Below are 24,794 nucleotides of genomic sequence, written 5' to 3'. Positions count from 1 at the left end.
CGCTAGGGACAGAGTAAACCTAGTTAGTTAAGTGGAGGAAAGGCGGTCGGTGCCCGACGTGTTTCACGGCGACATGAAATGTGTGGTGGCGCGGTACACCTTCGCCTTGTACATCGCGGCGTCGGCATCACGCAGGATCTCCGCCGCATCTCGCGGATCATCGGGCGCCACCTCAGTCACGCCGATACTGGCCGTAAGACTGCACGCGATGCCTGCGACGTCCAATGGCGCGGCGAGTGCGGCGTGCAGGCGCTCGGCAAGGCGCTCCAGTGCGGCGTAGTCGGCGTTGCCGAAAAGTAGCGCGACGAACTCGTCACCGCCGTGGCGGGCGATCAAGTCTTCGGAGCGCAGCGTCGATCGCAACCGCTGCGCGGCGGTCTTGATCACGGCGTCTCCCGCGTAGTGGCCGAACGCATCGTTGACGGTCTTGATGTTGTCGAGGTCGATGAACATCACCGCGGCCAGCGTCGGCGGGTCGGCCTGGAGTGCCCGAGTCGCCTGTGCCTCGGCATACGCGCGATTCGGAAGTCCGGTGAGCGAATCGTGGTGGGCTTGGTGTTTGAGCTGAAGCTGGGCGTCGCGCTGGTCGGTGATGTCGGTGAATGACGCGAGGAGTGCCTGCTGGCCCGTTTCCGACGGGTCGAGCAGGCGGGAGCTGACCGAAAGCCAGCGTCGCTCGCCGTCGGATCGGTCGTAGCCGACGATCACGTGTCGAGGTACGAGTCCAGTGGTCAGTGACCTCACAAAGAACGGATGCCAGTCCTCGAGTGCGTTCCCATCGACGTCGAATAACGGGAACGCCTTGGAGAGGTTTTCGTAACTCTGCAGCTTCCCGATGAACGGGAGGCCGAGGATGCGGCGGGCAGCGGGATTGATCCACTCGGGCTGACCATCCGCGTCGAGCACCACCACGCCTTCGACGAGTGAGTCCACGACGGTCTGGAACCGCCGCTCGGCGCGTCGCAGTGCCGTTTGGTCCGAGCAGACGAGGACGTAACCGTCGTCCATGGCGGCCGCGGCGACCCGAACGATTAGCGCCGTACCTTCGGCGGAGTAATGGATCGCGTGCTCGACGCCTCCGTCGGCGATCACGGCGGCCGGATCGACGTCGGCGCCGACCGCTTCGCTGATCGGCAGCTGAAGTGCATGCGCCGCCGACCTGCCATAAATCGCTTCGGCCGCCGGATTCCAGCTGGTGACAATGCCAGCTAACGTCGTCGCGACGATTGCGTCGGTGGCGTGAGTGACGAGCGCAGCCTGATATCGCAAGGCGGCTTCTGCGGCCTTTTCGATCGTCAGGTCGCGGAAGATCACCTGGTAGGCAGGTTTGCCGTCCCAACTCGTCAACACCGAAACGACCTCGGCGTCGACGGGGCTGCCGTCCAGGCGCAGCATCACCGCTTCGGCCGCCGGGGTGCTGTCACCCTCCTGATGAAGGGAGGCGATGCGGCCCAGCATCGGTGCGATGGAGTCGGGGTGGACGAAGTCGGTGATCATCTTGCCGACCAGGTCATCGGCGCTCTGCGCCGCAATTCCCCTGACACCGGCGGGATTCACATAGACCACGCGCCCGTCGGCGTGGACACACATCGGGTCCGGGCTGTGTTCCAGCAGCCGCCGGAACCGCTCCTCGATTGGATCGAGCGGTAAGGGCGACGCGTCGCTCGTGCCCGCGTCGTCAGCCCCGGGCGCCATCCACGGCCCTCACTTCAAAGTTAGCTGGCGGTTCACGCAGCTTAACCCCATGCGTCCTCACTGGTCCAACTGTCCCACCTGTGACATTTTGCCTGGTCAACTCCGGCTGAATAAGCGTTAATTGAAAGGGAACTTTCTCAGCAATGTCCAAACAGAAAGGCGACAAATCATGGTAGGACCGATGACCATTACCGGAATCGGTGCAGTCACGGGGTACGGCTGGGGCACCGAGCCGCTGTGGAACGGCCTGCTGAGCGGCAAGCCTGCCGCAAAACTGGTTGGTGGGTTTGGTTCGCGGGGTGATGAGGATGCCTGGGTCGCGCAGGTTTCCGATGAGGGAAATCCACTCGATGGGCTCAGCAGGTTCTCGCGCGCGATGCGTGGCGCCGCCCGCGAAGCCCTGACCGACGCAGCCGAGCGGGGCTGGGTGCCAGGCCGCAGGGTTGGCCTCCTGCACGCCGTGGTGATTTCAGAGGTCGAGGGCTGGCGCGATTTCTATCTCAAGGATGCGGCGCACCGCAGGATTCGTGACTACCTGACCCTGATGCCGTCGACGCCGGTGTCGATGTTGATGCAGGAATACGACTTCCACGGGCCCGCGATGAACGTCTCGGCGATGTGCTCGTCGGGCAACGCGGGGCTGATCACCGCGAAGATGTGGCTCGACAGCGGCTTCGTCGACGACGTGGTGTTCGTATCGACGGATTTGTCGCTGACACCGGAAAACGTCGAGCATTTCGTGCGCCTCGGTGTCGGCGTGGTCGACGTCGAACCACTGGACGCGTGCCGCCCGTTCCAAGAAGGCAGTCGGGGGTTCCCGGCGGGCGAAGCGGCCGTCGCGTTCGTTTTGTCACGAAGTGCCGAGCGGCCCTACGTCCAGATGCTCGGTGGCGACATGACACATGACGCTCACCACCTCACATCAGTCGACCCCGGGCGCACCTATGTCGACGCGTGCGTCCGGAACGCCTTGAGTGCGGCGAACACCTCCACCGACGAGATCTCCTATCTCAACGCTCACGGACCAGGCACCCAGCAATGCGATACCGCGGAGGCCGGGATTGTCGATGAGATCCTGAGTGGCGCACCGGGCATCTACTCGATCAAGCAGATGGTCGGGCACTGCCAGGGAGCCGCGGCAGCCGTGGAACTCGCAGCGGCCGCACTCGGTTACGACCACGGGACCGTGCCCGCACCGCCGACGGTGGCTCCAGGTCATCCGCGGCTGCTGGACGGCCCTACACCGCTGAAACCCGGTGCGCTCACGTTGAAAACGTCGTTGGGCATGGGCGGACACAATTCGGCGGTGGTGCTTGCACCGGCCGCCTAATAGTTTCCGAATCAACTATGTCGACTCCTGATTGCCCGTAGGCTGCGGCCTGCCCGGCTGCGGCGTGCGGGCACTCAAGGGGACACGAGCTCAGTCGTCGGATGAGCGCGGACGCGGGCGTTCTGCGCCGCCAGCCGACAGGGAGAACATGACTCATCGACTTTCCGGTCGTCCCGATGAATGGCGGCCGCCACGACGCGGGTCGGAGCCGGCAGCAGCTTCGGTACCCACTCGGAGGTGGTCGGTTCTTGGCGTCATCGGGGCGGCGCAGCTCATGGTCGTCCTGGACATCACCATCGTGAACATCGCTCTGCCGTCTGCTCAGGACGATCTCGGGTTCGATATCGCGAGCCGGCAGTGGGTGATCACGGCCTACTCGCTGGCCTTCGGCAGCCTGCTGCTACTCGGGGGCCGATTGTCCGACCGCGTGGGTGTTCGCCGGACGCTGATCATCGGACTGCTCGGATTCGCGGCGGCGTCGGCTGCGGGTGGTGCCGCCGGTGGGTTTGCGATCCTGATCGCCGCGCGAGCGGGCCAAGGCGTGTTCGCCGCGATTCTCGCCCCGGCGGCGCTGTCCACCCTGAACATCACGTTTACCGAACCTGAGGATCGCGCAAGGGCATTCGCCGTGTTCTCGGCGATCGCGGCCAGCGGCGCCGTCGTCGGATTGCTGCTCGGCGGTGCGGTGACGGAATGGCTGTCCTGGCGGTGGTGCCTGTACATCAACATCGCATTGGCGCTACCCGCTGCGATCGGTGCGTTCTTCGTCGTGAGAGCCGCGCCGCGACAGCGCCGGGTCGGGCTCGACTGGCCCGGTGCGATATGCGCGAGCGGAGGCCTGTTCTGTCTGGTCTACGGATTGTCAACTGCCGAAACGGACGGTTGGACCGCGCCGCTGACCGTCGCAATGCTCGCCGCGTCAGCGGTTCTGATCCTGGCGTTCGTCGTCGTCGAAATGCGGGTACAAGCGCCGCTATTACCTCTTCAGATCGTCGCCGATCGCAACCGCGGTGGCGCTTACCTGACCATTGCCGTCACCTTCTGCGCGATGTTCGCGGCGTTCCTGTTTCTCACGTACTTCATGCAGCGCGATCTGCTCTACAGCCCGCTTGCCACCGGCGTGGCGTTCCTGCCGATGGCCGCCGGCATCGGCCTGGCCGCCGCTTTGGCGAACACTGTGTTGATGCGCCGCGTGGGGCCACGGCCGATCATCCCGACCGGCATGGTCGTGGCGGCAGCAGGTATGGCGTGGCTCGGCCGGCTCGGTGTCGATGCGACCTATACCCGCGAGATTCTCGGCCCGATTATCCTGCTGGGTCTCGGCATGGGCATGGCGTTCTCGCCGGCGGTGGCCACCGCGACGAGCGGAGTCGCCACGGAGGACGCCGGTGTCGCGTCGGCCATGGTCAACACCAGTCAGCAGATCGGCGGAACGGTCGGCACTGCGGCGTTGTCGACGATCTTCACGACAGTGCTGGACCGCTACATTCACCACCACCAACCGCCGACACCCGCTGTCGCGGCGGCGGGCGCGATCCACGGCTATACCGTGGCTTTTCACATCGCGAGTGTGCTGTTTCTCATCGGGGCAATTTTGACGGCGATCATCTTGCGTAGCGGACGGTTAACGCATTGATGCAATCAGTGTCTGTGCGCACATCTAGCAAGCGGCGGAACGCGGCTGTTTCCCCTTGCTGGAGTGGCTCTTTCCCCGGGCCGAACCAAACCAGGCAACGCGGCGAATTTGCGCCAACTCAGGATGGTCGTGAGGTGCACGTAATCTTCGTCAGCTACGACCCTCACGACTGTTCGCGAGGCGTTAACATTGGCCAATGCCGTGGTCCCGGGTGTCATCCATGAGGGGTGACCGGTGCTGACCACAGGCGGGCGCAAAGAACGCAGCCGCGATCACTACTACTGGCTCACAGCGTTTCTAGCGGCGCGGGGTGCGCAAGCAAGAACGTGTCGAGTGATCGCCGTCGTGATTATCGCGGGCGGCGCTATTCCCTCGCTTCTGATGATGAGTCCCGTCGGCCCCTCTGGATTATTGGGCCGGGCAGTGGCCAGTGGCGTCGCGGTGTGCTGCCTCGTGATGGCCGCGGTGTGGTTGAGAAATTGTTGGCCCTCACGGGTCGCGTCGGAAACGTGCGTCGTTACCGGTGCCATCTGCATCGCGGCTGCCAGCTTGGTGCAGACCGATCCCTTGGTCGGTCTGCTGGGATCAACCGCGTTTGCCGTCCTGGGCGGTTTCATCTCGCTGTTCCATTCGATTCGCCTGCTGGTGTTCATGTGGGTGGTCGCCACCGCGACAATCGTCATTCTGGGAGCGCGGCTGGCTGCGACCGATGTCGTGCTGGCTATCTGTGGCGTACTTCTTATCGTCGGAGTCAACGTGTTCGGGGTGTTTGCGTGCCGGACGCTGTTGCGGTCGATCAGCAACGAGGGACTTCTCGAGGACGACGTCGAGCCGCTGACCAGCCTGCTCACCCGAGATGCATTCGCCGAGAAGGTCGCGACGCTCATGAGTTCGCGAGCCCGCGGCGATGACAGATTCCTGGCGGTGGCCGTGGTGAATCTCGACAGCTTCTCGCTCCTGCAGGATATGGCCGGTGTGGGTGCGGCGAACCGGGCGCGAGTGGCCGTCGGCCAGCAGTTGCGCGAAACGGTCCGCCGCGTCGCGGTGCTCGCTCACGTGGCGGATGCCGAGTTCTATATCGCCGACATACTCACCGACGACGATCCTTCCCCGTTCGCGGAGCGTGTGCGGGCTACGGTGGCGACGTCGCCCAGTCGGCTGACCGCCAGCATCGGCGTGGTGAGCACTCCGCTGAGCCCGCTGGCGGGTCATCCGCCGTACGACGTCCTCGATGAGTTGCTCGATGTGGCCAATACGGCCATGCGTGAAGCGCGCCGAGGCGGCGGAAATCGGGTGCAGCAGGTGCTATCGCCCTCGCTCACTGTCCTGGATCGACCGGCGGGCGGCTTTTGGGAATCCGAAGAATCAGCCTGACAGGCACTTCCCCTTGCCCGTAGACGTTCAGGACCTGGTGCGGCTGGGTTCGGATGTGGAAGGCCTCGTATTGTCACCTGCGGTGTTGTGGCACTGTGAGGACGGGACCATCCAATACGGCAATCGCACAGTGATCTTCTAAGAGGAGCGACAGTGAAAACCTTTAGTGGGCTCGATGAGTTGGTCGCGGCGCAAGGCAGCCAGCTCGGTCCGACGGAGTGGCTCGAGGTCACGCAGGATCGTGTCAACACCTTCGCCGACGCCACCGACGACCATCAGTGGATCCACGTCAACCCCGAACGTGCGGCCGATGGCCCGTTCGGCGGAACGATCGCGCACGGATTGCTGACGCTGTCACTGATTCCGCACTTCTCGCACCAGCTGTACACCGTCGAGAACATCACGATGGCAATCAACTACGGCTACAACAAGGTTCGCTTCATCACGCCGGTCAAGGTGGGCGCCAAGATCCGTGCGCGCGCCGAGCTCACGAAGGTCGATCAGCTCGACGGCGGGGCACAGGCGACGATGACGACGACAGTGGAGATCGAGGGCTCGGAGAAGCCTGCCGCCGTGGCGGAATCGATCGTCCGCTTCCTGGCATAAACCTCGCGAGGCTTCAGAACTGCGTTGAGCCCTGGTCGACCGATATCGCCTGCGCCGTCACCATTTTGGACTCGTCGCTGGCCAGCCAGCAGACGGCGTCGGCAATGTCCTCGGGCTGGGCGACCCAGGCCGGCAGGAACGGCGTAAGCACGTTCAGCAGTGCGTTGTTGCCGACGATCTCGGCGGCCTTGGCGATCGCCTCGACCATCTCTGGCGAACCCATCTCGGTGACGACGGGGCCGGGGTGCACGCTGTTGACACGGATCGAGTGCGTGCCGAGTTCGGCAGCGAATGCCCGTGCCATTCCCGTGACGGCGTGCTTGCTCGCCGTGTAGTGAATCATGAAGGGCTGGAACTTGACTCCGGCCGCGGAGCTGATCAGGATGATCGATCCGCCGCGGCCGCCGTCGACGATGTGCTGGGCTCCGGCCATCACCGTGTTCCAGGTGCCGGTGAGGTTGACGTCGATGACATCTCGCCATTCGTCAGGGGTGATCTCGTTCCAGGCATGCGGGGCTGTGATCCCCGCGTTGGCGACGATGACGTCGAGACGGCCCAGTTCGGCGACACCCTCGTCGACGACCTTGCGCAGGCCTTCGTGGTCGCGGGTGTCGACGGCGTAGGACAGGATCCGCCGTCCGGTGGCTTCGACGAGTCGCGTCGTTTCGGCGAGGTCCTCCGGTGTGGCCGCGGGGTACGGCACAGATGGAGGCAGCGCACCCGCGACGTCGACGGCGATGATGTCGGCACCTTCGTCGGCCATGCGGATCGCATGTGCGCGGCCCTGGCCTCGCGCCGCTCCGGTGATGAATGCCACTCTGCCGGTGAGACGACCGCTCATTTGCTCTCCCTTTGTGCCGTTTTGACGAGGTTCGCCCCGATGATGAGTCGCTGGATCTCGCTGGTGCCTTCGTAGAGTCGTAGCAGACGGACGTCGCGATAGATGCGTTCGACGGGCACTTCGCGCATGTAGCCGCTGCCGCCGTGGACCTGAACCGCGAGATCGGCTACCTGGCCGACCATTTCGGTGCAGAACAGTTTCGCCGCGGATGGTGCGATCCGCTGATCTTCTCCGCTGACCCACGCCCGCGCGGTGTCGCGCACCAGGGCCCGTCCGGCCAGCACTCCGGTTTGTTGATCGGCGATCATCGCCTGCACGAGCTGGAAGTTGCCGATCGGTGTGCCGCCCTGGGTGGCTGTCGCCGCATAGGCGACCGATTCGTCGAGCGCGCGCTGCGCGGTGCCGACGGCAAGCGCGGCGATGTGGACGCGGCCGCGCGCCAACGAGATCATCGCGGCCCGGTATCCGATGTCCTCGCTGCCGCCGATGAGCGCCGAGGCTGGCACGCGCACGTCGTCGAAGCTGACGTCGGACGTCCACGCACCCTCCTGGCCCATCTTGGCGTCCTTGGCGCCGACCACCACACCGGCCGCGTCGGCAGGCACCAGGAACACCGCGATGCCCGCGCCGTCGTCGTCCGCGGGGCGGGTGCGCGCGAACACGATGAAGAGGTTCGCCGTCGGGGCGTTGGTGATGAAGCGCTTCTGGCCGTTGATGATCCAGTCGTCTCCGTCGCGAACGGCCTTCGTCCGAAGTCCGGACGGATTCGACCCGGCGCCCGGTTCGGTCAGCGCGAAGGAGGCGACGACCTCGCCGGTGGCCATTGGCTCGAGCCACTGCGCTTTCTGCTCATCGGTCCCGAACCCGACGAGAACCTGTCCGGCGATGCCGTTGTTGGTGCCGAACATCGATCGCAGCGCCAGCGAGGTGTAGCCCAATTCCATGGCCAGCTCGACGTCCTGCGCGAGGTTCAGTCCGAGCCCGCCCCATTCCTGGGGGATCGCGTAGCCGAACAGGCCCATCTTCTTGGCTTGGTCGCGCAGATCGTCGGGTACGCAGTCGCCGGCAAGGATTTCCTGTTCGCGCGGGACGACCGCGGTGCGGACGAAGGTGCGTGTCTGCGCCAGGATCTCCTGAAAGTCCTCGTCGCTGACTTCGGACGTCGTCATCGATGCTCCTCTTCGGCGGGGAGTGTGGTAGCCGGGGAAATCATATATGAAATATGATGTCCCTCTGACGGGGCCCCGTTTAGGGCCCGACCAGCTAAGAGGGGTGATCAGGTGTCGTTGCTGACCGGTCAGACCGCCGTCGTCACTGGAGGCGCGCAGGGCCTCGGGTACGCGATCGCGGAGCAGTTCATCGCCGAGGGCGCGCGCGTCGTGCTCGGTGATCTGGACCTCGGCGCCACCGAGGCCGCGGCGGAACAACTCGGGGGAGAGCAGCATGCGCTCGCCGTCCGTTGCGATGTGACGAAGTCGGATGAGGTGGATGCGCTTGTCGCCGCCGCCGTCGAATTCGGCGGACTCGACATCATGGTCAACAACGCCGGAATCACCCGCGACGCAACGCTTCGCAAGATGACCGAGGAGCAATTCGATCAGGTCATCGACGTGCATCTGAAAGGCACCTGGAACGGAATGAAAGCCGCCGCGGCGATCATGCGCGAGAACAAGCGCGGCGCGATCGTCAACATGTCGTCGATCTCGGGCAAGGTCGGCTTGATCGGGCAGACCAACTACTCGGCGGCCAAGGCGGGCATCGTCGGTATGACGAAGGCCGCGGGCAAGGAACTGGCCCATCTCGGAGTGCGGGTCAACGCGATCCAACCGGGTCTCATCAGATCCGCAATGACCGAGGCTATGCCACAACATATTTGGGACCAGAAGCTGGCGGAGGTGCCGATGGGCCGCGCCGGCGAACCCGCCGAGGTCGCCAAGGTTGCGTTGTTCCTCGCCAGCGATCTTTCGTCGTACATGACCGGCACCGTTCTCGAGGTGACCGGGGGAAGGCACGTATGAGTCGCGAGGCCGTGATCTGTGAACCGGTACGCACACCGATCGGCCGTTACGGCGGCATGTTCAAATCGCTGACCGCCGTTGACCTCGGGGTCGCGGCGCTCACCGGGCTGCTCGAACGCACCGGAATCGAGCCCGCCGCAGTACAAGACGTCATTCTCGGGCACTGCTATCCGAGTAGCGAGGCACCCGCGATAGGACGCGTCGTCGCACTTGATTCCGGTCTGCCGGTGACCGTGCCCGGTATGCAGGTCGACCGCAGATGCGGCTCGGGACTGCAGGCGGTGATCCAGGCGTGCCTCCAGGTCGCCAACGGTGACAACGACCTCGTCGTCGCGGGCGGTGCCGAGAGCATGAGCAACGTCACCTTCTACTCGACCGACATGCGTTGGGGCGGAGCCCGGTCCGGAGTGCAGGTGCACGACGCGCTGGCCCGCGGGCGCACCACCGCGGGCGGCAAGCACTACCCAGTGCCCGGCGGCATGCTGGAGACCGCGGAGAACCTGCGCAAGCAGTACTCCATCTCCAGACAGGAACAGGACGAGTTGGCTGTGACGTCGCATCAGCGGGCGGTCGCCGCGCAGAAGGACGGCATCCTCGCCGAGGAGATCATCCCCGTCACCGTTTCCACCCGTCAGGGTGACGAACTGATCGACACCGACGAACATCCCCGCGCCGACACCACCGTGGAATCGCTGGCGAAGCTGAAACCCGTTCTGCTGAAAAGCGACCCCGAGGCGACCGTCACAGCGGGCAACGCCAGCGGGCAGAACGACGCCGCATCCATGTGCATCGTGACCACCCCCGAGAAGGCCGCCGAGCTCGGCCTCACACCGCTGGTTCGGCTGGTGTCGTGGGGATCGGCGGGCGTGGCGCCCAGCATCATGGGCATTGGGCCCGTACCCGCGACCGAAGCGGCACTCGCCAAGTCGGGACTGTCGCTGCGCGACATCGACCTCATCGAACTCAATGAGGCGTTCGCGGCGCAGGCGTTGGCGTGCATGCGCGCGTGGGAGTTCACCGCCGCCGACCACGACCGGACCAACGTGCACGGTTCAGGAATCTCGCTGGGCCACCCGGTCGGTGCGACGGGTGGGCGAATGCTGGCGACGCTCGCACGTGAGATGAACCGCCGCGGCGCGCGGTATGGATTGGAAACGATGTGCATCGGCGGCGGGCAGGGCTTGGCCGCGGTGTTCGAGAGGGTGGGCAGCGCATGACGAAGATCGCCCAGACGCTCGGTCTGACCGAGTTCCAGACCGAGATCGTCGCCAACGTACGGCAATTCGTCGACAAGGAGATCATTCCGGCCGCCCAGGAACTCGAGCATGCGGACACCTACCCGCAGGCCATCGTCGACCAGATGCGGGAGATGGGTCTGTTCGGGTTGATGATTCCCGAGGAGTACGGCGGCCTCGGAGAGTCGCTGCTGACGTACGCGTTGTGCGTGGAGGAACTCGCCCGTGGCTGGATGAGCGTCTCCGGCGTCATCAACACCCACTTCATCGTGGCGTACATGATCCGCCAGCACGGCACCGATGCGCAGAAGCAGCACTACCTGCCGCGGATGGCAACCGGCGAGACGCGCGGCGCGTTCTCGATGTCCGAACCCGAACTCGGTTCCGACGTCGCGGCGATCCGCACCCGGGGTAAACGCAACGACGACGGTACGTACACGATCGACGGTCAGAAGATGTGGCTCACCAACGGTGGTAGCTCGACTCTGGTCGCGACGCTGGTCCGCACCGACGAGGGTGCCGACAAACCGCACCGCAACCTGACTGCGTTTCTGATCGAAAAGCCTACGGGCTTCGGTGAAGTCGCGCCGGGGCTGACGATCCCCGGGAAGATCGACAAGCTCGGCTACAAGGGAATCGACACCACGGAGCTGATCTTCGACGGGTACGTCGCACAGGCCGGCGACGTCCTCGGTGAGGCGCCTGGCCAGGGCTTCTTCCAGATGATGGACGGGATCGAGGTCGGCCGTGTCAACGTGTCGGCCAGGGCTTGCGGAGTGGGTATCCGCGCCTTCGAGCTCGCCGTGAAGTACGCGCAGCAGCGGCAGACGTTCGGGAAACCGATCGCAGAACACCAGGCGATCGCCTTCCAGTTGGCGGAGATGGCGACCAAAGTCGAGGCGGCACATCTGATGATGGTCAACGCCGCCCGGCTGAAAGATTCCGGCGAACGCAACGACGTCGCGGCGGGAATGGCGAAATACCTTGCGAGCGAGTTCTGCTCGGAAGTGACCCAGCAGAGCTTCAGGATCCACGGCGGCTATGGCTACTCCAAGGAGTACGAGATCGAGCGCCTGATGCGCGACGCACCGTTCCTGTTGATCGGCGAGGGCACCAGCGAGATCCAGAAGAACATCATCAGCAAGCGTCTGCTCGCCGACTACCGGATCTGATCCGTGTCCGTCCCCGAGATTCCCCAGACGCTGGCGAGGACCCAGCTGGCCGAAGACGTCGCGCGCATCGTGCGTAAGCGGATCTTCGACGGCACCTATGCCGCAGGCACTTACGTGCGGTTGGACCAGCTCGCGGCTGATCTCGGCGTCAGTGTCACCCCGGTGCGCGAGGCACTTTTCGAGCTGAAGGCCGAAGGGCTGTTGGCTCAGCAGCCGCACCGTGGCTTCGTGGTGCTGCCGGTGACCGGCCGCGACCTCACCGACGTGTCCGATGTGCAGGCCTACATTGGCGGTGAACTCGCCGCGCGCGCCGCGGCGAACATCACCGACGACCAACTGCGCGAACTACAGCAGATCCAGTCCGACCTGGAAGACGCGTACGCCGCCGAAGACGACGAACGCGCGGTGCGGCTGAACCACGAGTTTCATCGCGCGATCAACGTCGCCTCGGATTCACCGAAACTCGCCCAGCTGATGTCGCAGATCACCCGCTACGCGCCCGAGTCAGTGTTCCCGATCATCGCGGGCTGGCCGGAGAAGTCGAACGAGCACCATCGTCGGCTGTTGGCGGCGTTGGAGAAGCGCGATGAAAACCTCGCCCGCACAGCGATGTCCGAGCATCTGGCGGCGGGAGCTCAGCCGCTGATCGAGCACCTCACCGAGCGGGGTGTGGTTCAGTAGCCCCGCGCAGTAGCTCGCGCAGTCGGGGCACATCGACCTTGCCCGTTGCTTTACGTGGCACCGTGTCGTCGCTGTCGACGGCGAGCCATACCGTCGGAACCTTGAAGGCGCTGAGCTGTTGGCGCGCCGCGTCACGAAGTTCGTCGACACCCAGTTGGGAAATCACGACCGCGCCGACGGCTCCGTCCACCTCGGTGACGAACGCTCCACCGACGCCGTCGATCGCGCGCAGCGCATCCTCGACTTCGCTGGGGTACACCGTCGCGCCGCTGACCTTGAACATGTCGTCGGAGCGACCGTGGTAGAACATGAAGCCGTCGTCGTCGAGGTGGCCGAGATCGCCGGTGGGGTAGAAGCCGTCGGCGGTGAACAGATCATCGTGGCCGCGTCGGCAGATGCCACGCATCATGTGGGGTCCGCGGAGCTGGATCATCCCGATCGTGCCGCGAGCGACGGGCGTGCCGTCGTCGGGGTCGACGATCCGAACCTCCATACCGTCGAACGGTTTTCCGCAGCTGCCCCGTGCCGATCGCGGCATGTCGGTGTCGGCGGGATAGCCGCAGTAGGGCCCGAACGATTCGGTCATCCCGAACAGCTTCGCCCTGGCGCCGGGTTCGGCGCGCTGATCGGCGGGTAGCAACGCCTCGAGGCTGCCGGGCCGCAGCGAGGACAGATCGGCTGTCACCGAATCGGTTTGGCGTGCCAGCGCCGCGGCTTGGTCCGGCCAGCCGCGGAACAGGGTGACCCGTTCGCGCTCGATCAGCTGCAGTGTCGTATCTGGTCGGGGGATCTGCTCGGTGACCAGGGTGGCGCCGGCCAGCAGCGCCGACAGCACACCACTGCCGAATCCGCCGACCCAGAAGAACGGCATCGGAAGGTACAGCCTGGTGTCGGCGTCGATACAGCGGGCGGCCAGGCCCGATCGCACCGCACCCAGCGCGTTGCCGTGTGAGTGGATCACGCCTTTCGGCGGGCCGCTGCTGCCCGACGTGAACATGATCGCCAGGGTGTCGCTCGGGGTGACGATAGCGGTTATCGCGTCGATGCGTGAATCGGCAGTGCCCTGCGGCAGATCATCGGCATCCCACACCTCGCGCAGCGCAGGAAGATTCGGCCGCTCCCGCGCCACCTCATCGAGGTAGCGGTGACCGCGGAACTCCTTCACGGCGATGAGGTGCTGCACCGACGCGACGCGCAACTGGGCGACGAGCTCGGGTGGCTGCAGCAGTGTGCTCAGCGGAACCAGGATCGCACCCATGCGGGTGAGCGCAATCGCGATCTGCACCCACTGCACGCAGTTGGGCATGATCAGACCGATTCGAGTGCCCTTGCCGACACCCGCAGACACGAAGGCCGCCGCCAGGTCACGGGTCACGACGTCCAGTTCGGAATAGGTGACCCGGCCCTCGGTGTCGATCACCATCGGTTTGTCGGCCTGATGTATAGCGTGCAGCCGTACCAATTCGTCGATCGTGTCAGGCATCGAAAACCTTTGTCAGACGCGGCATGTCAATCTTTCCGCTGGACATCAGAGGGATGTCAGAACCGGGCACCGCGGCAAACCGCCGCGGAATCTTGTACGCGGACAGCTCTGCCTTGAGCCGTTCCCGCAGCGTGCCCTCGTCGAACTCGGCGCCTTCGTCGAGCGTGATCACGGCGGCCACCACCTGCCCGCGATCGGGATCGGGCAACCCCACGACGTGTGCCACCAAGCCGGTGACCTTGGCGATCGCTTTCTCCACCTCCGCCGGTGCGACGTTGGCGCCCGCGGTCTTGATCATCGCGCCGCGCCTGCCGATGAAGTAGACAAAGCCGTCGGCATCTGTACGTACGAGATCGCCGGTGTGAAACCAGCCGTCAGAGTCGAAGCATTCCTCACGGGTGCGCTTGTAATACCGCTGCATCAGAAACGGTCCACGGACGCACAGTTCGCCGACCTGCCCCTGCTCGACACGGTCGCCGGTGTCGGAGTCGATGATCGCGGTGTCGAAGCCCGGCGCCGGCTTGCCGAACGATCCGCGGCGATGCTCGGGCTGGTCGGTTTCATCGGCGCTGATCGTGATGACGCTGCCGGTCTCGGTCATACCCAGCATGGTGTGTCGCAGCTCTGGGTCCGCTGGTCGCACATCCGGTGCCATGATCGGATACAGATTTCCGCGGCGCATCGACGACAGATCGCGCTGCGCCAGGCTGGGGTGACGGGCCAGCGCCGCGATGCCCCCCACGAAACCATTGGTCATCGTCGGCTTTTCGGACTCCAGGAGGTCGAGTGTCTCGCCAGGGTCAACGGCATTGGAGCATACGAGCGTGGCGCCGGCGAGCATGCACGCCAAGATCGAGAACGCGATCCCACCCACCCAGAAGAACGGTGAGTTGCAAAACAGCTTGTCCTCTGCGGTGAGGCCGCGGATGTCGTTGAGCACGTGCTGGTGGTCGAGGAGCGACGCATGCGTGTGCATGACACCTTTGGGGGCGCTGGTGGAACCCGACGTGTAGATGATCGCCAGCACATCCGAGGCGTCGACGTCGGCCTCCATTGCCTTTAGCAGCGATTCGTCGGCGACATCACGCGGCGCACTCTCGATGAGAACGTGACGCAGCAGCGGGAGCCGCGTGTGGTCGATCTGGGCCAGCCGTTGGCGATAGTTGTTGCCGCGGTACGACTCCGCCGCAAGCAGGATCTCGACGTCGGCGTGTGCGAGTTGGGCCGCCATCTCGGGGGCGGTCGCGAACGTCGAGACCGGAACGACCACCGCGCCGATACGCGCCGCAGCCAGCATCGCCACTATCCACTCGGCGCCGTTCGGGTAAAGCACGCCGACGTGAGTGCCTTTGCCTGCACCGAGGCCAAGGAGTCCGCAGGCCAGCTCGGCCGAGCGGCGGTCAGCTTCGGCGTAGTTGAGGCGCTCGCTGTCGCACACCAGGAGCGGATGGTCGCCGCGCCTGCGCACCTGCTCGCGCAATACGTCGGCGACGGTGGCGTCAGGCATGTTCGACGGAGGTGAAGTGCCCGCGGACGGCGGTCAGGTCGGCTTTACCGGACGGTGTTCTGGGGATCTGATCGACGATCGCGATATCGGTGGGAATCTCATAGCGCGCCAACCGTGTTCGGAGGTGGTCGAGCAGCGTTGCGACCTCGACGGCTTCGCGCAGCTCGACCATCGCCACCGGTGTCTCGCCGAGCCGCTGATCAGGTCGGCCGACCACTGCCGCACCCTGCACGGCGGGATGACTCTCCAAAGCCGTGCGCACGTCGTCGGGCATTACCTTGAAGCCGCCGCGGATGATCGCCTGATCGGCGCGGCCGAGGATCCAAAGAAACCCGTCCGCGTCGATGCGTGCCACGTCGGTGGTCCGCATCCAGTCTCCGGTCGGCCCGAGCTGACCGGGCCTCACCTCGAGTAGCCCCGGTTCGTTGTCGGCGACGGGTGTGCCATCGTCATCGACGACCCGCAGGTGCGCGCCGAGCGTGGCCCTGCCCACGCTGCCTCGTTTGGCTTCCCAGTACTTCTCGTAATCACGTAGCGACCAGCCTGCGACGCCGCCGCCGAACTCCGTTGCGGCGTAGGACGTCAGCACCGGTATGCCGAACTTGTCGGTGAAGGCGTCGGCATCCTCGGCGGAGAGCGGCGCGGTGCCCGAGGTGACGGCGCGGATGCTCTGCAGATCGTCGCGGGTCAGGCCGGAATGCAGGACGGTGCGCAGCGCCGCGGGAACCAATGAGACCGCCTGCGGACGGTGCCTGCGCACCGCATCCGCCCACCGGTCGAGCTCGAAGCGATCCAGCAGTGCAAAAGACCGTGCTTCGCAGACACATTGGAGTACGCGGAACACACCGCCGATGTGCACCAGCGGGGCGTTGACGATAGCGACGCCACGTCGAGGTTCCGTCGGTGCCGGCGTGGAGTCGAAGTCGGTGCCGATCACGCTGCGGGCCAGCATGTCGTAGGTGAGGTCGATGCGCTTGGGCGGACCCGTCGTACCACTGGTCAGCATCCGCACCGCGACCCCGGCACGGCCGGCCTTCCCAGTTGGCTCGCGCGCGGCAGTCACGGCGGGCGGCTGGGTGAGGGTGGAGATCGCCGCGGTCGTGGTGTACGCCGTCGGTGTCACCAGGGAGGTCAGATCGTCGCCGGTGCCGATGACCAACGGTAGGCGAAGTGATTCGATGTCGGCCCTGATGCGGTCGTCGCCGCGCGACGGGTTGATGACGACGACCGTCCCGCCGCCGATCAGCACTCCGAGGAACGCCGCGACGTGGGCCGGTTTGTTGCGCAACAGGATTCCGACCTGGCGGCCCGCAACATCGAGCGCTTCGACACGGCCAGCCAACGCGGCAACTTCGCCCCATGTCAGCCATTGAGCGTCGAACTCGACGGCGGGACCTTCTGGCCGCAGGTTCAGCACATCGCCGATGCGCCGACTGAGCGGATGTGTGGCCATCAGCGCAGCCTCGGCGTGGACCTGTTGCCGGGGGAGCGGGCGGCGAGTTCGGCCTGTCCGAGCGGATTTCCCAGCCTCGTGTAGATCAGGTTCTGCTCCATCGCCGCGCGGTAGGGCTTGTCCAGTGATTCCCAGATCGCCTTCACGGTGCCCTGGGTCGCCGTCGGTGGCTTGGCCGCGATCGCTGTCGCGATCTCGTGGGCGCGGGCCCACAGCTGGTCGGCGGACACGATTTCGGACACCAGGCCGATCCGCAGTGCGGTGTCGGCGCTCACCCGTTCGTCGTTGCCCATCAACGCGATTCGCAGTGTCTCACCCAGGCCGACGCGGCGCATCAGGCCGATCGGCTCCAGCGCGCACACCAGGCCGACGCTGACGTGCGAGTCGAAGAACGTCGCGTCGTCACTACAGATGACGACGTCGGATTCGTTCACGAAGTAGAAGGCGCCTGCGGTGCACATGCCTTGCACGGCGCATACGACAGGCTTCCACATCTTCTGCCACTTGGGGCTGAGGTATTCGCCCGGATCCTCGTGATTCCACACGTTGTCCGGCTGGCCATAGGGCGACTTGACATCCAGCCCCGCGGAGAACGCCCGGCTACCCGCCGCGCGCACGACCACTGCATTGACCGAATCGTCGAGCTTGACGATCCGCCATGCCTCGGCCATCTCCTCGCACATGGTCCGGTTGAACGAGTTCAGCGAGTCCGGGCGGTTCAGCGTGATCGTCGCGACGTGCGCGCTCGCGTCCACGTCGAGCAAGATCGTCTCGAAACCGTTCGAGGTCATCGGCATTGCCAGTTCGGGGCGCGCTTCTCGACGAACGCTTTGGGTCCTTCGAGGGAATCCTGGGTGTGCAGATTCCGCTCGCGGAACGCTTCGGCGAGGATCTCGGCTTCATTCAGGGGGAGGTCGAGGGTCTTGTGGATCGCCAGGCGCGTGCCCCGAACGGCCAGTGGGGCATTCGAGTTGACGATATCGGCGATCTCGTGGGCACGTTCGAGGAGTTTGTCGTCGTCGACGACCTCGCTGATCATGCCGAGTTCGTAGGCGCGCTCCGCGCTCATCCGTTCGTGCTTGCCCATCAACGACATGCGCAGCGCGACGTTTCGAGGCAGCACCCGCGCCAATCGCACCATCTCCCGGCCGGCCACGAGTCCGATGCTCACATGGGGGTCGAAGAACGTTGCCTTGTCGGATGCGATGACGATGTCGCCGGTTGTCACCCAATCCAATCCGGCGCCGCAGCAGATGCCGTTGATAGCGGCCAGAACCGGCTTGGCCATCCGGCGAAACGGCGGCGTGCCCTCCTGCGGCGCCTCCCATTGTTCGTAGGTGGACAGGTAGGGCCGCTCGTTGATGACCTTGCCGTCTTCGGGGATCTGCTTGGCGTCCGCGCCGGTGCAGAACGCACGACCGGTGCCGGTCACGATCAGAATCCAGACGTTGTCGTCGTTCTCGGCTTCGTCGTATGCGGTGCGGAGTTCGGTGATCATGTGGGGGCTCAGCGCGTTGAGCGCGTGGGGTCGGTTCAGCGTGATCGTGGCCTTGTGCCCGTCGACCTCGTAGGTGATGTCCTCAAATGACATGGCTTGATCCTTTTCCGTCTGGGTCACCGGCCACCGAACTCCGGCGTGCGCTTCTCGCGGAAGGCCGCGAGTCCCTCTTTGAAATCCTTGGTACGGCACGACAACTCCAGGTTGAACAGCTCCTGGTTCATCGTCTGTGGCAGCGTCGCGTCCAGCCCGTAGTGGATGGCCTGTTTGGCGAGCCCGATCGCGACAGTGGGGCCGGAAGCCAACCGAGTCAACAGTTCTGCGGCGGCGTCGTCGAGTTCGGAACCGTCCACGCAACGGTGGATCAATCCCCAGTCGGCGGCGTCGGCTGCGCTGACCTTCTCGCCCAACAGCAGCATGCTCTTCGCCCGCGCCAAGCCCACCAACCGCGGCAGCAGCCACGTCGACCCAGAATCCGGACTGAATCCGCGGTCCAAGAACGGCTCCCAGAACACGGCGTCCGTACCCGCCACGGTGAAGTCGGCGGCCAGCGCCAGATTGCACCCCAGTCCCGCGGCCCAGCCGCGCACACTGCACACGACGGGCAACTGGATCGTGTGGACCAGTTCGATCACGCGGTGCGCGCCATGCGGGACGCGGCGTACGAGGTCGCCGGTGCGGGGACGTTCACCGCTGTTGGCCGAGACCCAGTCGACCCCCGCGCAGAAATCGGCTCCGCCGCCGCGTATGTGGACGGCGCGAAGCGAGTCGTCGGTGGCGGCGTCGGTCAGTGCGTCGACGAACGCATCCACCATCTGTGGGCTCAACGAGTTGCGCCGTGATGGCCGGTCGAGCGTGACATGGAGTACGCCGTCTACGCGGGAGGTCGTCACCGCCCCGTCGTCAGTCACCGTTGCCTCCGCCCTTCCCTCGTTATACGGTTAGGCATACAGTATTGCTATCTTGTACAAGTTAGCAAGGAAAGCGTGCTGACGGAACAGGCGGCAGGCGAAAGGCAACCGATGGCCAAGGGCACCTCGCGATTCGGTGAGCAACCGCTGCCCCAGACGGTGGAAGCCGCCGGGGCGCTGCGCAGGCTGACCGGGCTGCTGTTGTCGTTGGAACACGAGCACCCGACCGTCGACGCCATGGTCGCCCAGATCGCCGAGTGGGAACGGGAGCTCGCCCCTGCCGCACCGTCCGATTTAACCCCTCGTATTGGTCCGCAGAGCACCGACGACCAACGGGTCTATCTGGACCACGCCTTCGACGTCGGCGCGTACAACCCGTGCTTCCCCGAGTACAGCTTCGACGCCATGGACGCCGACACCGCATCCGGCCGGGTCACTTTTCCGGTGGTCTACGAAGGGCCGCCGGGGTTGGTCAACGGCGGCTTTTTGGCGGTGTTCTTCGACTGCATCACCCAGCATCAGAGTTGCGCGTCAGGGCGCACCGGCAAGACCCGCTCGCTGACGGTGACATTTCGACGGCCGACTCCGGTCCTGATGGAGCTCGGGTTCGACGTTGCTCGCACGGAAGCCGACGGCCGGGTCACCTCCACCGCACGCCTGCTGCTCGGTGACGAAGTGCTGTGCATCGGCGAATTCAGCACGGCCGCTTCGTCGCCCGACAAGCTCAGCGTCTTCGATTTCGGACACCGTCGGGCGACCGGCTGATGACCAGCGTGCAGCGGATTCGTCAGCCACGGGTCGCCGAGATCGTGGCATCGCGCCTTCGTGACGACATCCTGTCCGGACGCATCAAGGAAGGTGACGTCCTGCCATCGCAGGAGACCCTGCTCGCCGAGTTCGGTGTCAGCCCGCCCGCTCTGCGCGAGGCCATTCACATTCTGGAGACCGACGGGTTGATCTCCGTGCGCCGCGGGAATATGGGCGGCGCGATCGTTCATCCGCCGTCGGCCGAACGCACGGCGCACATGATCAGCATGGTGCTGCAGACCCGATCTGCGACTCCCGCTGACGTTAGCGGTGCGTTGATGCATCTCGAGCCGATCTGCGCGGGCCTGTGTGCCGCCCGTGACGATCGGATGACCGAGGTCGTGCCGTACCTCGAAGCCGAGATCCAAATTCAGACAGAGCAATTCGACAACCTGACGAGATACGTGCCCAATGCCCGCAGGTTTCACGAAGCGCTCGTGTCCCGCTGCGGCAACGAGCCGATGATCCTGCTGATCGGATCGTTGGAGCTGATCTGGTCGGCGCATGAGTCTTCGGTGTGGAGCGACGAGGGTGACCCGATGGAACTCAAAACCATGCGGGCCGCACTTCGCGACCACCAACGGCTGGTGGACGCGATCCGCGACGGCAACGAGGCGCGTGCAGTGAAGCTGGCGCAGGACCACCTGTCTGCCGCGCGACGCAACACGCTTGCCGTGGGTGCGGACAAAACCATTGAGGCCAAACTGATTTCCAATGCCGAGTGAAGGACTTCCGATGACGACCACCGACGACCGGGTGCTTTTCGATGTCGACCGCGACAAGCGCATCGCCACGATCACGTTCAACAACCCGATTCAGCGCAACTCCTACGACGCGGCGATGCGCGAGACCGTCGGCCGATACCTCGACCAGGTGGCAGAGGATGACGATCTGACCGTCGTGCTGCTGCGCGGTGCCGAAGGGGTGTTCAGCACCGGGGCGGACATGAACAACGCGTACGGCTGGTATGGCGAGAAAGACGCGCCCGAGGCGAAACGTCGTCCGAGCCAGCGGCGGCGCCTGACCGTCGACCGCAAGTCGTTCGGCTTCTATCACAACCTGATGGGCTTTCCGAAGATCACGGTGGGAGAGATCGGCGGCTATGCGCTCGGCGGCGGCTTCGAGATGGCGTTGATGACCGACATCTCGGTGATCGGGCGCAACACCAAGATCGGCATGCCCGCCACCCGGTTCCTCGGCCCTGCGCTGGGCAGCCTGCACATGTTCTTCCATCGCCTCGGTCCCGTGCTGGCGCGGCGACTTCTGCTGACCGGCGACATCATCGAAGCCGGCGCCGTCGAACACCTCGGAGTGTTCACCGAAACCTGCGATCCGGCGTCGGTCACCGCGAGGGCCCGGTACTGGGCGGAAAAGGCCGCGAAAATGCCCGCCGACGGCGTCGTCATCGCCAAGGAAGCGTTTCGCCTTGTCGAGCAGAGCCAGGCCTACCAGGGCGAGGAGGTGGCCAGCTATCTGTTCCACGCCTACGGGACAAACCTGCAGTTCGCCCCGGGTGAGTTCAACTTCGTGAAGACCCGCGCGCAGCACGGCACCAAGGAGGCGTTCCGGCTGCGTGACGAGCACTTCCACGTCCCCGAGCCGGAGTGAGCACCCTCACCTTCTGGGAAAGCAACACTCTCTGCTACTTTTGTAAAGTTACCGAAGCCGAAACCCGAGGTAGAAAACATGTCCACACCCGTCATCGTCGGTGCAGCCAGGACGGCAATCGGCCGTTCCTTCAAGGGGACTCTGGTCAATACCCCGCCCGAGACACTCATCACCACCGTGCTGCCCGAGGTGGTTCGCCGTTCCGGTGTGGACCCCGCCGACATCGACGACATCATCTTCGCCGAATCGCATTACGGCGGCGGCGATCTGGCACGCTACGCCGCTGACGCGACGGGGCTGCATCACGTCCCGGGTCAGTCGGTGAACCGGCACTGCGCAGGCAGCCTGACCGCGATCGGCAACGCGGCCGCGCAGATCGGCTCGGGCATGGAGCGCGTGCTGATCGCAGGCGGCGTTCAGTCGCTGTCGATGACCCCTCTGACGAACTGGCGGATCCCGGGCCCCGAGCTGAAGTTCGAGGAGCGGTGGATGCCGCCTACGCACGTCGAGACGCCCGATGCGCCGACGAAGGACATGTCCATCACGGTGGGCTGGAACACCGCGCAGTCGGTTGGCATCACGCGCGAGGAGATGGACGCGTGGGCGGCACGGTCACATGAGCGGGCCGTCGCGGCGCAGGACGCGGGCAAGTTCCTCGACGAGATCATCCCGATGAAGATCCAGCAGTTCGACGGATCGGTCGTGGACTTCAGCGTCGACGAGCATCCCCGCCGCGACACCACCGTCGAGAAGCTGGCCGGACTCAAGGTCCTGCACCCGGAGATCGAGGGCTTCTCGATCACCGCGGGCAACAGCAGCGGCACCAACGATGCCGCCGCGGGTGTGGCGCTCGTCGCGAGCGGCTACGCGGAGGCCAACAACCTTCCCGTGATGGCCACCGTAAAGGCTTGGGGCGCAGCGGGTGTCCCCGCCCGCGACTGCGGACTCGGCGCGGTCAAGGTGATCGGCAAGGTGCTCGACCGTGCCGGTCTGCGGCCGTCGGACGTCGCGCTGTGGGAGATCAACGAGGCATTCGCGTCGGTGCCGATCGCGGCCTGCCGCGAGTACGGGATCGACGAGGAGCTGGTGAACTTCTCCGGAAGCGGTTGCAGCCTGGGCCATCCCATCGCGGCCTCGGGTGCGCGCATGGTGACGACGCTCGTTTACGAACTGCAGCGGCGCGGCGGCGGCATCGGTGTGGCCGCAATGTGTGCCGGCGGCGGCCAGGGCGGCGCGGTCGTCGTCGAGGTCTAATCGCTAGCGTTTGCGCGCGGTTTTCTTCGGTGGCGTGCTCTTGGCCTCGTCGATCAGCCGGCCGGCGTAGTCGAGGATGCACTCGAGACCGAACTCGAAGTTCTTGTCGTCGGCCGCGCCGAGGTGATGGCCCTTCTCGGTGACCAGGGCAAGCAGCGGCGTCGAATCGCTGTCGATCGCCATCGCTTCGTCGATATCGGCAGGACCGTCGTCAGTCGCAAGGTTCTTCTCGCGCAGGCGCTGGAGCACCACCGAACCGCGGACGTGTACCGACACTGCGGAATACGTGTCGAAGGCGTCATCGGCCGACAACCCGGCCTCCGTCAGGCTGGCGATCGCCTTCTCGACCTCCTGCACGCCGAGCCGCGCGGTGCGTGGGCTCAGGGCCGAACGGATGAGGATCAAATCGCACAGAATCGGGTTGCCCAGGAACGTCTTTCGCATCGACCGCGCGTGATTGCGCAGCGTCTCACGCCAGTCCTTGGCCTCGACATAGGGCGTGGCGAAGACGTATTGGCGCAGCGCGCGGTCAGTCATTGCGTTGAGGAGGTCGTCCTTCTTGCGGAAGTACCAGTAGATGCTGGTCACGCCAACCCCGAGGTGCTTACCGAGCAGCGGCATGGACAGGTTGTCGATGCCCACTTCCTCGGCGAGTTCGAACGCACCCTTGATGATGTCGTCCGGATTGATCGACCCGCGCTCGCGCCGTGGACGCTTTTCGGCGGTCGCCTGCCTTGCCACGTACGGCACCTCCATTTCGACTCGTGGACTGAATGTACCGGCAATTGCCCTCTGATCTGCGTCTACGCAGGTGTGTCGCCACTCAGCCCTTGCGGTCAACCGTACTGGTCCACCGTTCCGCTTCTTTACTGTAAGCCCTATAGTAAGTGTTTCTAGCTGCTTAGGCGAAAGGCGAAGTGTGTCGGAAGAAATCCTGACGGAGCGCCAGGGGCGCGTACTCGTCATCACGATCAATCGGCCGGAGGCGCGAAATGCGGTGAACCTTGCCGTCAGCCAGGGGCTGGCCGACGCGGTCGATGAACTCGACGAGGACAAAGACCTCTCCGCCGCGGTGCTGACCGGAGCGGGCGGCAATTTCTGTTCGGGTATGGATTTGAAGGCCTTCGCCGCGGGTGAGATGGTCGCGATTCCCGGTCGCGGAATCGGCTTCACCGAACGGCCGCCGCGGAAACCGCTGATCTCGGCCGTGGAGGGCTACGCGCTGGCGGGTGGCACCGAAGTGGTGCTCGCGACGGATTTGGTGGTGGCATCGCGGACGGCGAAATTCGGTATCCCCGAGGTGAAGCGCGGCCTCGTGGCCGCAGGTGGCGGTTTGTTACGTCTGCACAAGCGAATCCCGTATCAGAAGGCCCTTCAACTGGCGCTCACGGGAGAGAGCTTCACCGCCGAGCAGGCCGAGGCGTGGGGGTTCGTCAACGTGCTCACCGAACCGGGCGAAGCGCTAGCCGGCGCAATCGAATTGGCCGAACAGATCACGGCCAATGGTCCGCTCGCGGTCGCCACCACCAAGGAAATCCTCGTCAAGTCCGCTGGTTGGAGCGAGGAAGAAATGTGGAAGAAGCAACTCGAGTACATCGTTCCGATCTTTTCGTCGAACGACGCGAAAGAAGGGGCGGTCGCGTTCGCGGAGAAGCGCGCACCCAACTGGACCGGCACCTGACGGC

At 65.1% G+C, this 24,794-nt stretch carries 23 protein-coding genes and 1 pseudogene; 14 read left to right on the top strand and 10 right to left on the bottom strand.

What is annotated here, in order from left to right:
- Positions 1 to 63: 63 nt before the first annotated feature.
- Entirely contained in the window at positions 64 to 1,695 is a 1,632-nt protein-coding gene (locus ACIA48_RS08735) for a diguanylate cyclase domain-containing protein (RefSeq protein WP_396729769.1), read from the bottom strand.
- Between the two features lie 169 nt (positions 1,696 to 1,864).
- Between ACIA48_RS08735 and ACIA48_RS08730 the strand changes: the two genes are divergently transcribed.
- From ACIA48_RS08730 to ACIA48_RS08710, 5 genes and pseudogenes are all read left to right on the top strand, one after another.
- On the top strand, positions 1,865 to 3,025 hold the full coding sequence (locus ACIA48_RS08730; RefSeq protein WP_396729767.1) for a beta-ketoacyl synthase N-terminal-like domain-containing protein: 1,161 nt from the start codon (positions 1,865 to 1,867) through the stop codon (positions 3,023 to 3,025).
- A gap of 148 nt (positions 3,026 to 3,173) precedes the next feature.
- Complete coding sequence (locus ACIA48_RS08725; protein ID WP_396729765.1) at positions 3,174 to 4,661, top strand: MFS transporter; 1,488 nt, start codon at positions 3,174 to 3,176, stop codon at positions 4,659 to 4,661.
- A gap of 552 nt (positions 4,662 to 5,213) precedes the next feature.
- Positions 5,214 to 6,035 carry a GGDEF domain-containing protein gene (locus ACIA48_RS08720; protein WP_396729763.1) on the top strand — a complete coding sequence of 274 codons (822 nt, stop codon included), beginning with the start codon at positions 5,214 to 5,216 and terminating at the stop codon, positions 6,033 to 6,035.
- Positions 6,036 to 6,060: 25 nt separating this feature from the next.
- A pseudogene (locus ACIA48_RS08715) lies at positions 6,061 to 6,177 on the top strand (formyltetrahydrofolate deformylase); the annotation flags it as partial.
- Positions 6,178 to 6,188: 11 nt separating this feature from the next.
- Complete coding sequence (locus ACIA48_RS08710) at positions 6,189 to 6,641, top strand: MaoC family dehydratase (RefSeq protein WP_396729760.1); 453 nt, start codon at positions 6,189 to 6,191, stop codon at positions 6,639 to 6,641.
- Between the two features lie 13 nt (positions 6,642 to 6,654).
- Here ACIA48_RS08710 and ACIA48_RS08705 read toward each other — a convergent pair whose 3' ends face one another.
- Positions 6,655 to 7,482, bottom strand: coding sequence for a mycofactocin-coupled SDR family oxidoreductase (locus tag ACIA48_RS08705; protein ID WP_396729758.1), 828 nt, complete (start codon positions 7,480 to 7,482; stop codon positions 6,655 to 6,657).
- Positions 7,479 to 8,651, bottom strand: coding sequence for an acyl-CoA dehydrogenase family protein (locus ACIA48_RS08700; RefSeq protein ID WP_396729756.1), 1,173 nt, complete (start codon positions 8,649 to 8,651; stop codon positions 7,479 to 7,481). Before ACIA48_RS08700 ends, ACIA48_RS08705 begins: the two co-directional genes overlap by 4 nt.
- 111 nt (positions 8,652 to 8,762) lie before the next feature.
- Here ACIA48_RS08700 and fabG point away from each other — a divergent pair, with 111 nt between their 5' ends.
- The 4 genes from fabG to ACIA48_RS08680 are packed head-to-tail and all read left to right on the top strand — an operon-like array spanning position 8,763 to position 12,588.
- The gene (gene fabG, locus ACIA48_RS08695; RefSeq protein WP_396729754.1) at positions 8,763 to 9,500 is read left to right on the top strand and encodes a 3-oxoacyl-ACP reductase FabG; all 738 of its coding nucleotides are present in this window, start codon (positions 8,763 to 8,765) and stop codon (positions 9,498 to 9,500) included.
- Positions 9,497 to 10,717 carry an acetyl-CoA C-acetyltransferase gene (locus tag ACIA48_RS08690; protein WP_396729752.1) on the top strand — a complete coding sequence of 407 codons (1,221 nt, stop codon included), beginning with the start codon at positions 9,497 to 9,499 and terminating at the stop codon, positions 10,715 to 10,717. The genes fabG and ACIA48_RS08690 overlap by 4 nt, the downstream gene beginning before the upstream one ends.
- Positions 10,714 to 11,907, top strand: coding sequence for an acyl-CoA dehydrogenase family protein (locus tag ACIA48_RS08685; protein WP_396729750.1), 1,194 nt, complete (start codon positions 10,714 to 10,716; stop codon positions 11,905 to 11,907). The genes ACIA48_RS08690 and ACIA48_RS08685 overlap by 4 nt, the downstream gene beginning before the upstream one ends.
- 3 nt (positions 11,908 to 11,910) lie before the next feature.
- Positions 11,911 to 12,588: a GntR family transcriptional regulator gene (locus tag ACIA48_RS08680; protein WP_396729748.1), complete on the top strand. Its 678-nt coding sequence runs from the start codon at positions 11,911 to 11,913 to the stop codon at positions 12,586 to 12,588.
- On the opposite strand, the gene ACIA48_RS08675 is transcribed toward ACIA48_RS08680, so the two are convergent.
- The 6 genes from ACIA48_RS08675 to ACIA48_RS08650 are packed head-to-tail and all read right to left on the bottom strand — an operon-like array spanning position 12,563 to position 19,440.
- Positions 12,563 to 14,071, bottom strand: coding sequence for a class I adenylate-forming enzyme family protein (locus ACIA48_RS08675; RefSeq protein WP_396729746.1), 1,509 nt, complete (start codon positions 14,069 to 14,071; stop codon positions 12,563 to 12,565). The two genes, ACIA48_RS08680 and ACIA48_RS08675, sit on opposite strands and share 26 nt — an antisense overlap.
- Positions 14,064 to 15,578: a class I adenylate-forming enzyme family protein gene (locus tag ACIA48_RS08670; protein WP_396729745.1), complete on the bottom strand. Its 1,515-nt coding sequence runs from the start codon at positions 15,576 to 15,578 to the stop codon at positions 14,064 to 14,066. Before ACIA48_RS08670 ends, ACIA48_RS08675 begins: the two co-directional genes overlap by 8 nt.
- Complete coding sequence (locus ACIA48_RS08665) at positions 15,571 to 17,031, bottom strand: class I adenylate-forming enzyme family protein (RefSeq protein ID WP_396729743.1); 1,461 nt, start codon at positions 17,029 to 17,031, stop codon at positions 15,571 to 15,573. Before ACIA48_RS08665 ends, ACIA48_RS08670 begins: the two co-directional genes overlap by 8 nt.
- The gene (locus ACIA48_RS08660) at positions 17,031 to 17,822 is read right to left on the bottom strand and encodes an enoyl-CoA hydratase/isomerase family protein (protein WP_396729740.1); all 792 of its coding nucleotides are present in this window, start codon (positions 17,820 to 17,822) and stop codon (positions 17,031 to 17,033) included. The genes ACIA48_RS08665 and ACIA48_RS08660 overlap by 1 nt, the downstream gene beginning before the upstream one ends.
- Entirely contained in the window at positions 17,819 to 18,622 is an 804-nt protein-coding gene (locus ACIA48_RS08655; protein WP_396729738.1) for an enoyl-CoA hydratase/isomerase family protein, read from the bottom strand. The genes ACIA48_RS08660 and ACIA48_RS08655 overlap by 4 nt, the downstream gene beginning before the upstream one ends.
- A 23-nt stretch (positions 18,623 to 18,645) precedes the next feature.
- Positions 18,646 to 19,440, bottom strand: a complete 795-nt coding sequence (locus ACIA48_RS08650) for an enoyl-CoA hydratase/isomerase family protein (RefSeq protein WP_396729736.1) — start codon at positions 19,438 to 19,440, stop codon at positions 18,646 to 18,648.
- Positions 19,441 to 19,551: 111 nt separating this feature from the next.
- Between ACIA48_RS08650 and ACIA48_RS08645 the strand changes: the two genes are divergently transcribed.
- The 4 genes from ACIA48_RS08645 to ACIA48_RS08630 all read left to right on the top strand — a co-directional run bounded on the left by ACIA48_RS08645 (position 19,552) and on the right by ACIA48_RS08630 (position 23,109).
- Positions 19,552 to 20,205, top strand: coding sequence for a hypothetical protein (locus ACIA48_RS08645; RefSeq protein WP_396730721.1), 654 nt, complete (start codon positions 19,552 to 19,554; stop codon positions 20,203 to 20,205).
- Positions 20,205 to 20,972: a FadR/GntR family transcriptional regulator gene (locus ACIA48_RS08640; RefSeq protein ID WP_396729733.1), complete on the top strand. Its 768-nt coding sequence runs from the start codon at positions 20,205 to 20,207 to the stop codon at positions 20,970 to 20,972. Before ACIA48_RS08645 ends, ACIA48_RS08640 begins: the two co-directional genes overlap by 1 nt.
- A gap of 10 nt (positions 20,973 to 20,982) precedes the next feature.
- Positions 20,983 to 21,855, top strand: a complete 873-nt coding sequence (locus ACIA48_RS08635; protein ID WP_396729731.1) for an enoyl-CoA hydratase/isomerase family protein — start codon at positions 20,983 to 20,985, stop codon at positions 21,853 to 21,855.
- A 78-nt stretch (positions 21,856 to 21,933) separates the two neighbouring features.
- Positions 21,934 to 23,109, top strand: a complete 1,176-nt coding sequence (locus tag ACIA48_RS08630) for a thiolase family protein (RefSeq protein WP_396729729.1) — start codon at positions 21,934 to 21,936, stop codon at positions 23,107 to 23,109.
- Positions 23,110 to 23,112: 3 nt separating this feature from the next.
- Here the strand turns inward: ACIA48_RS08630 and ACIA48_RS08625 are convergent, their stop codons facing one another.
- Positions 23,113 to 23,850 carry a TetR/AcrR family transcriptional regulator gene (locus tag ACIA48_RS08625; protein WP_396729727.1) on the bottom strand — a complete coding sequence of 246 codons (738 nt, stop codon included), beginning with the start codon at positions 23,848 to 23,850 and terminating at the stop codon, positions 23,113 to 23,115.
- A 178-nt stretch (positions 23,851 to 24,028) separates the two neighbouring features.
- Between ACIA48_RS08625 and ACIA48_RS08620 the strand changes: the two genes are divergently transcribed.
- Positions 24,029 to 24,790, top strand: a complete 762-nt coding sequence (locus ACIA48_RS08620; RefSeq protein WP_396729725.1) for a crotonase/enoyl-CoA hydratase family protein — start codon at positions 24,029 to 24,031, stop codon at positions 24,788 to 24,790.
- Positions 24,791 to 24,794: the final 4 nt, after the last annotated feature.

It is taken from the genome of Mycobacterium sp. NPDC051804 (assembly GCF_044452905.1).
Classification (GTDB): domain Bacteria; phylum Actinomycetota; class Actinomycetes; order Mycobacteriales; family Mycobacteriaceae; genus Mycobacterium.
This window is presented reverse-complemented; position numbering and strand designations above follow the sequence as displayed.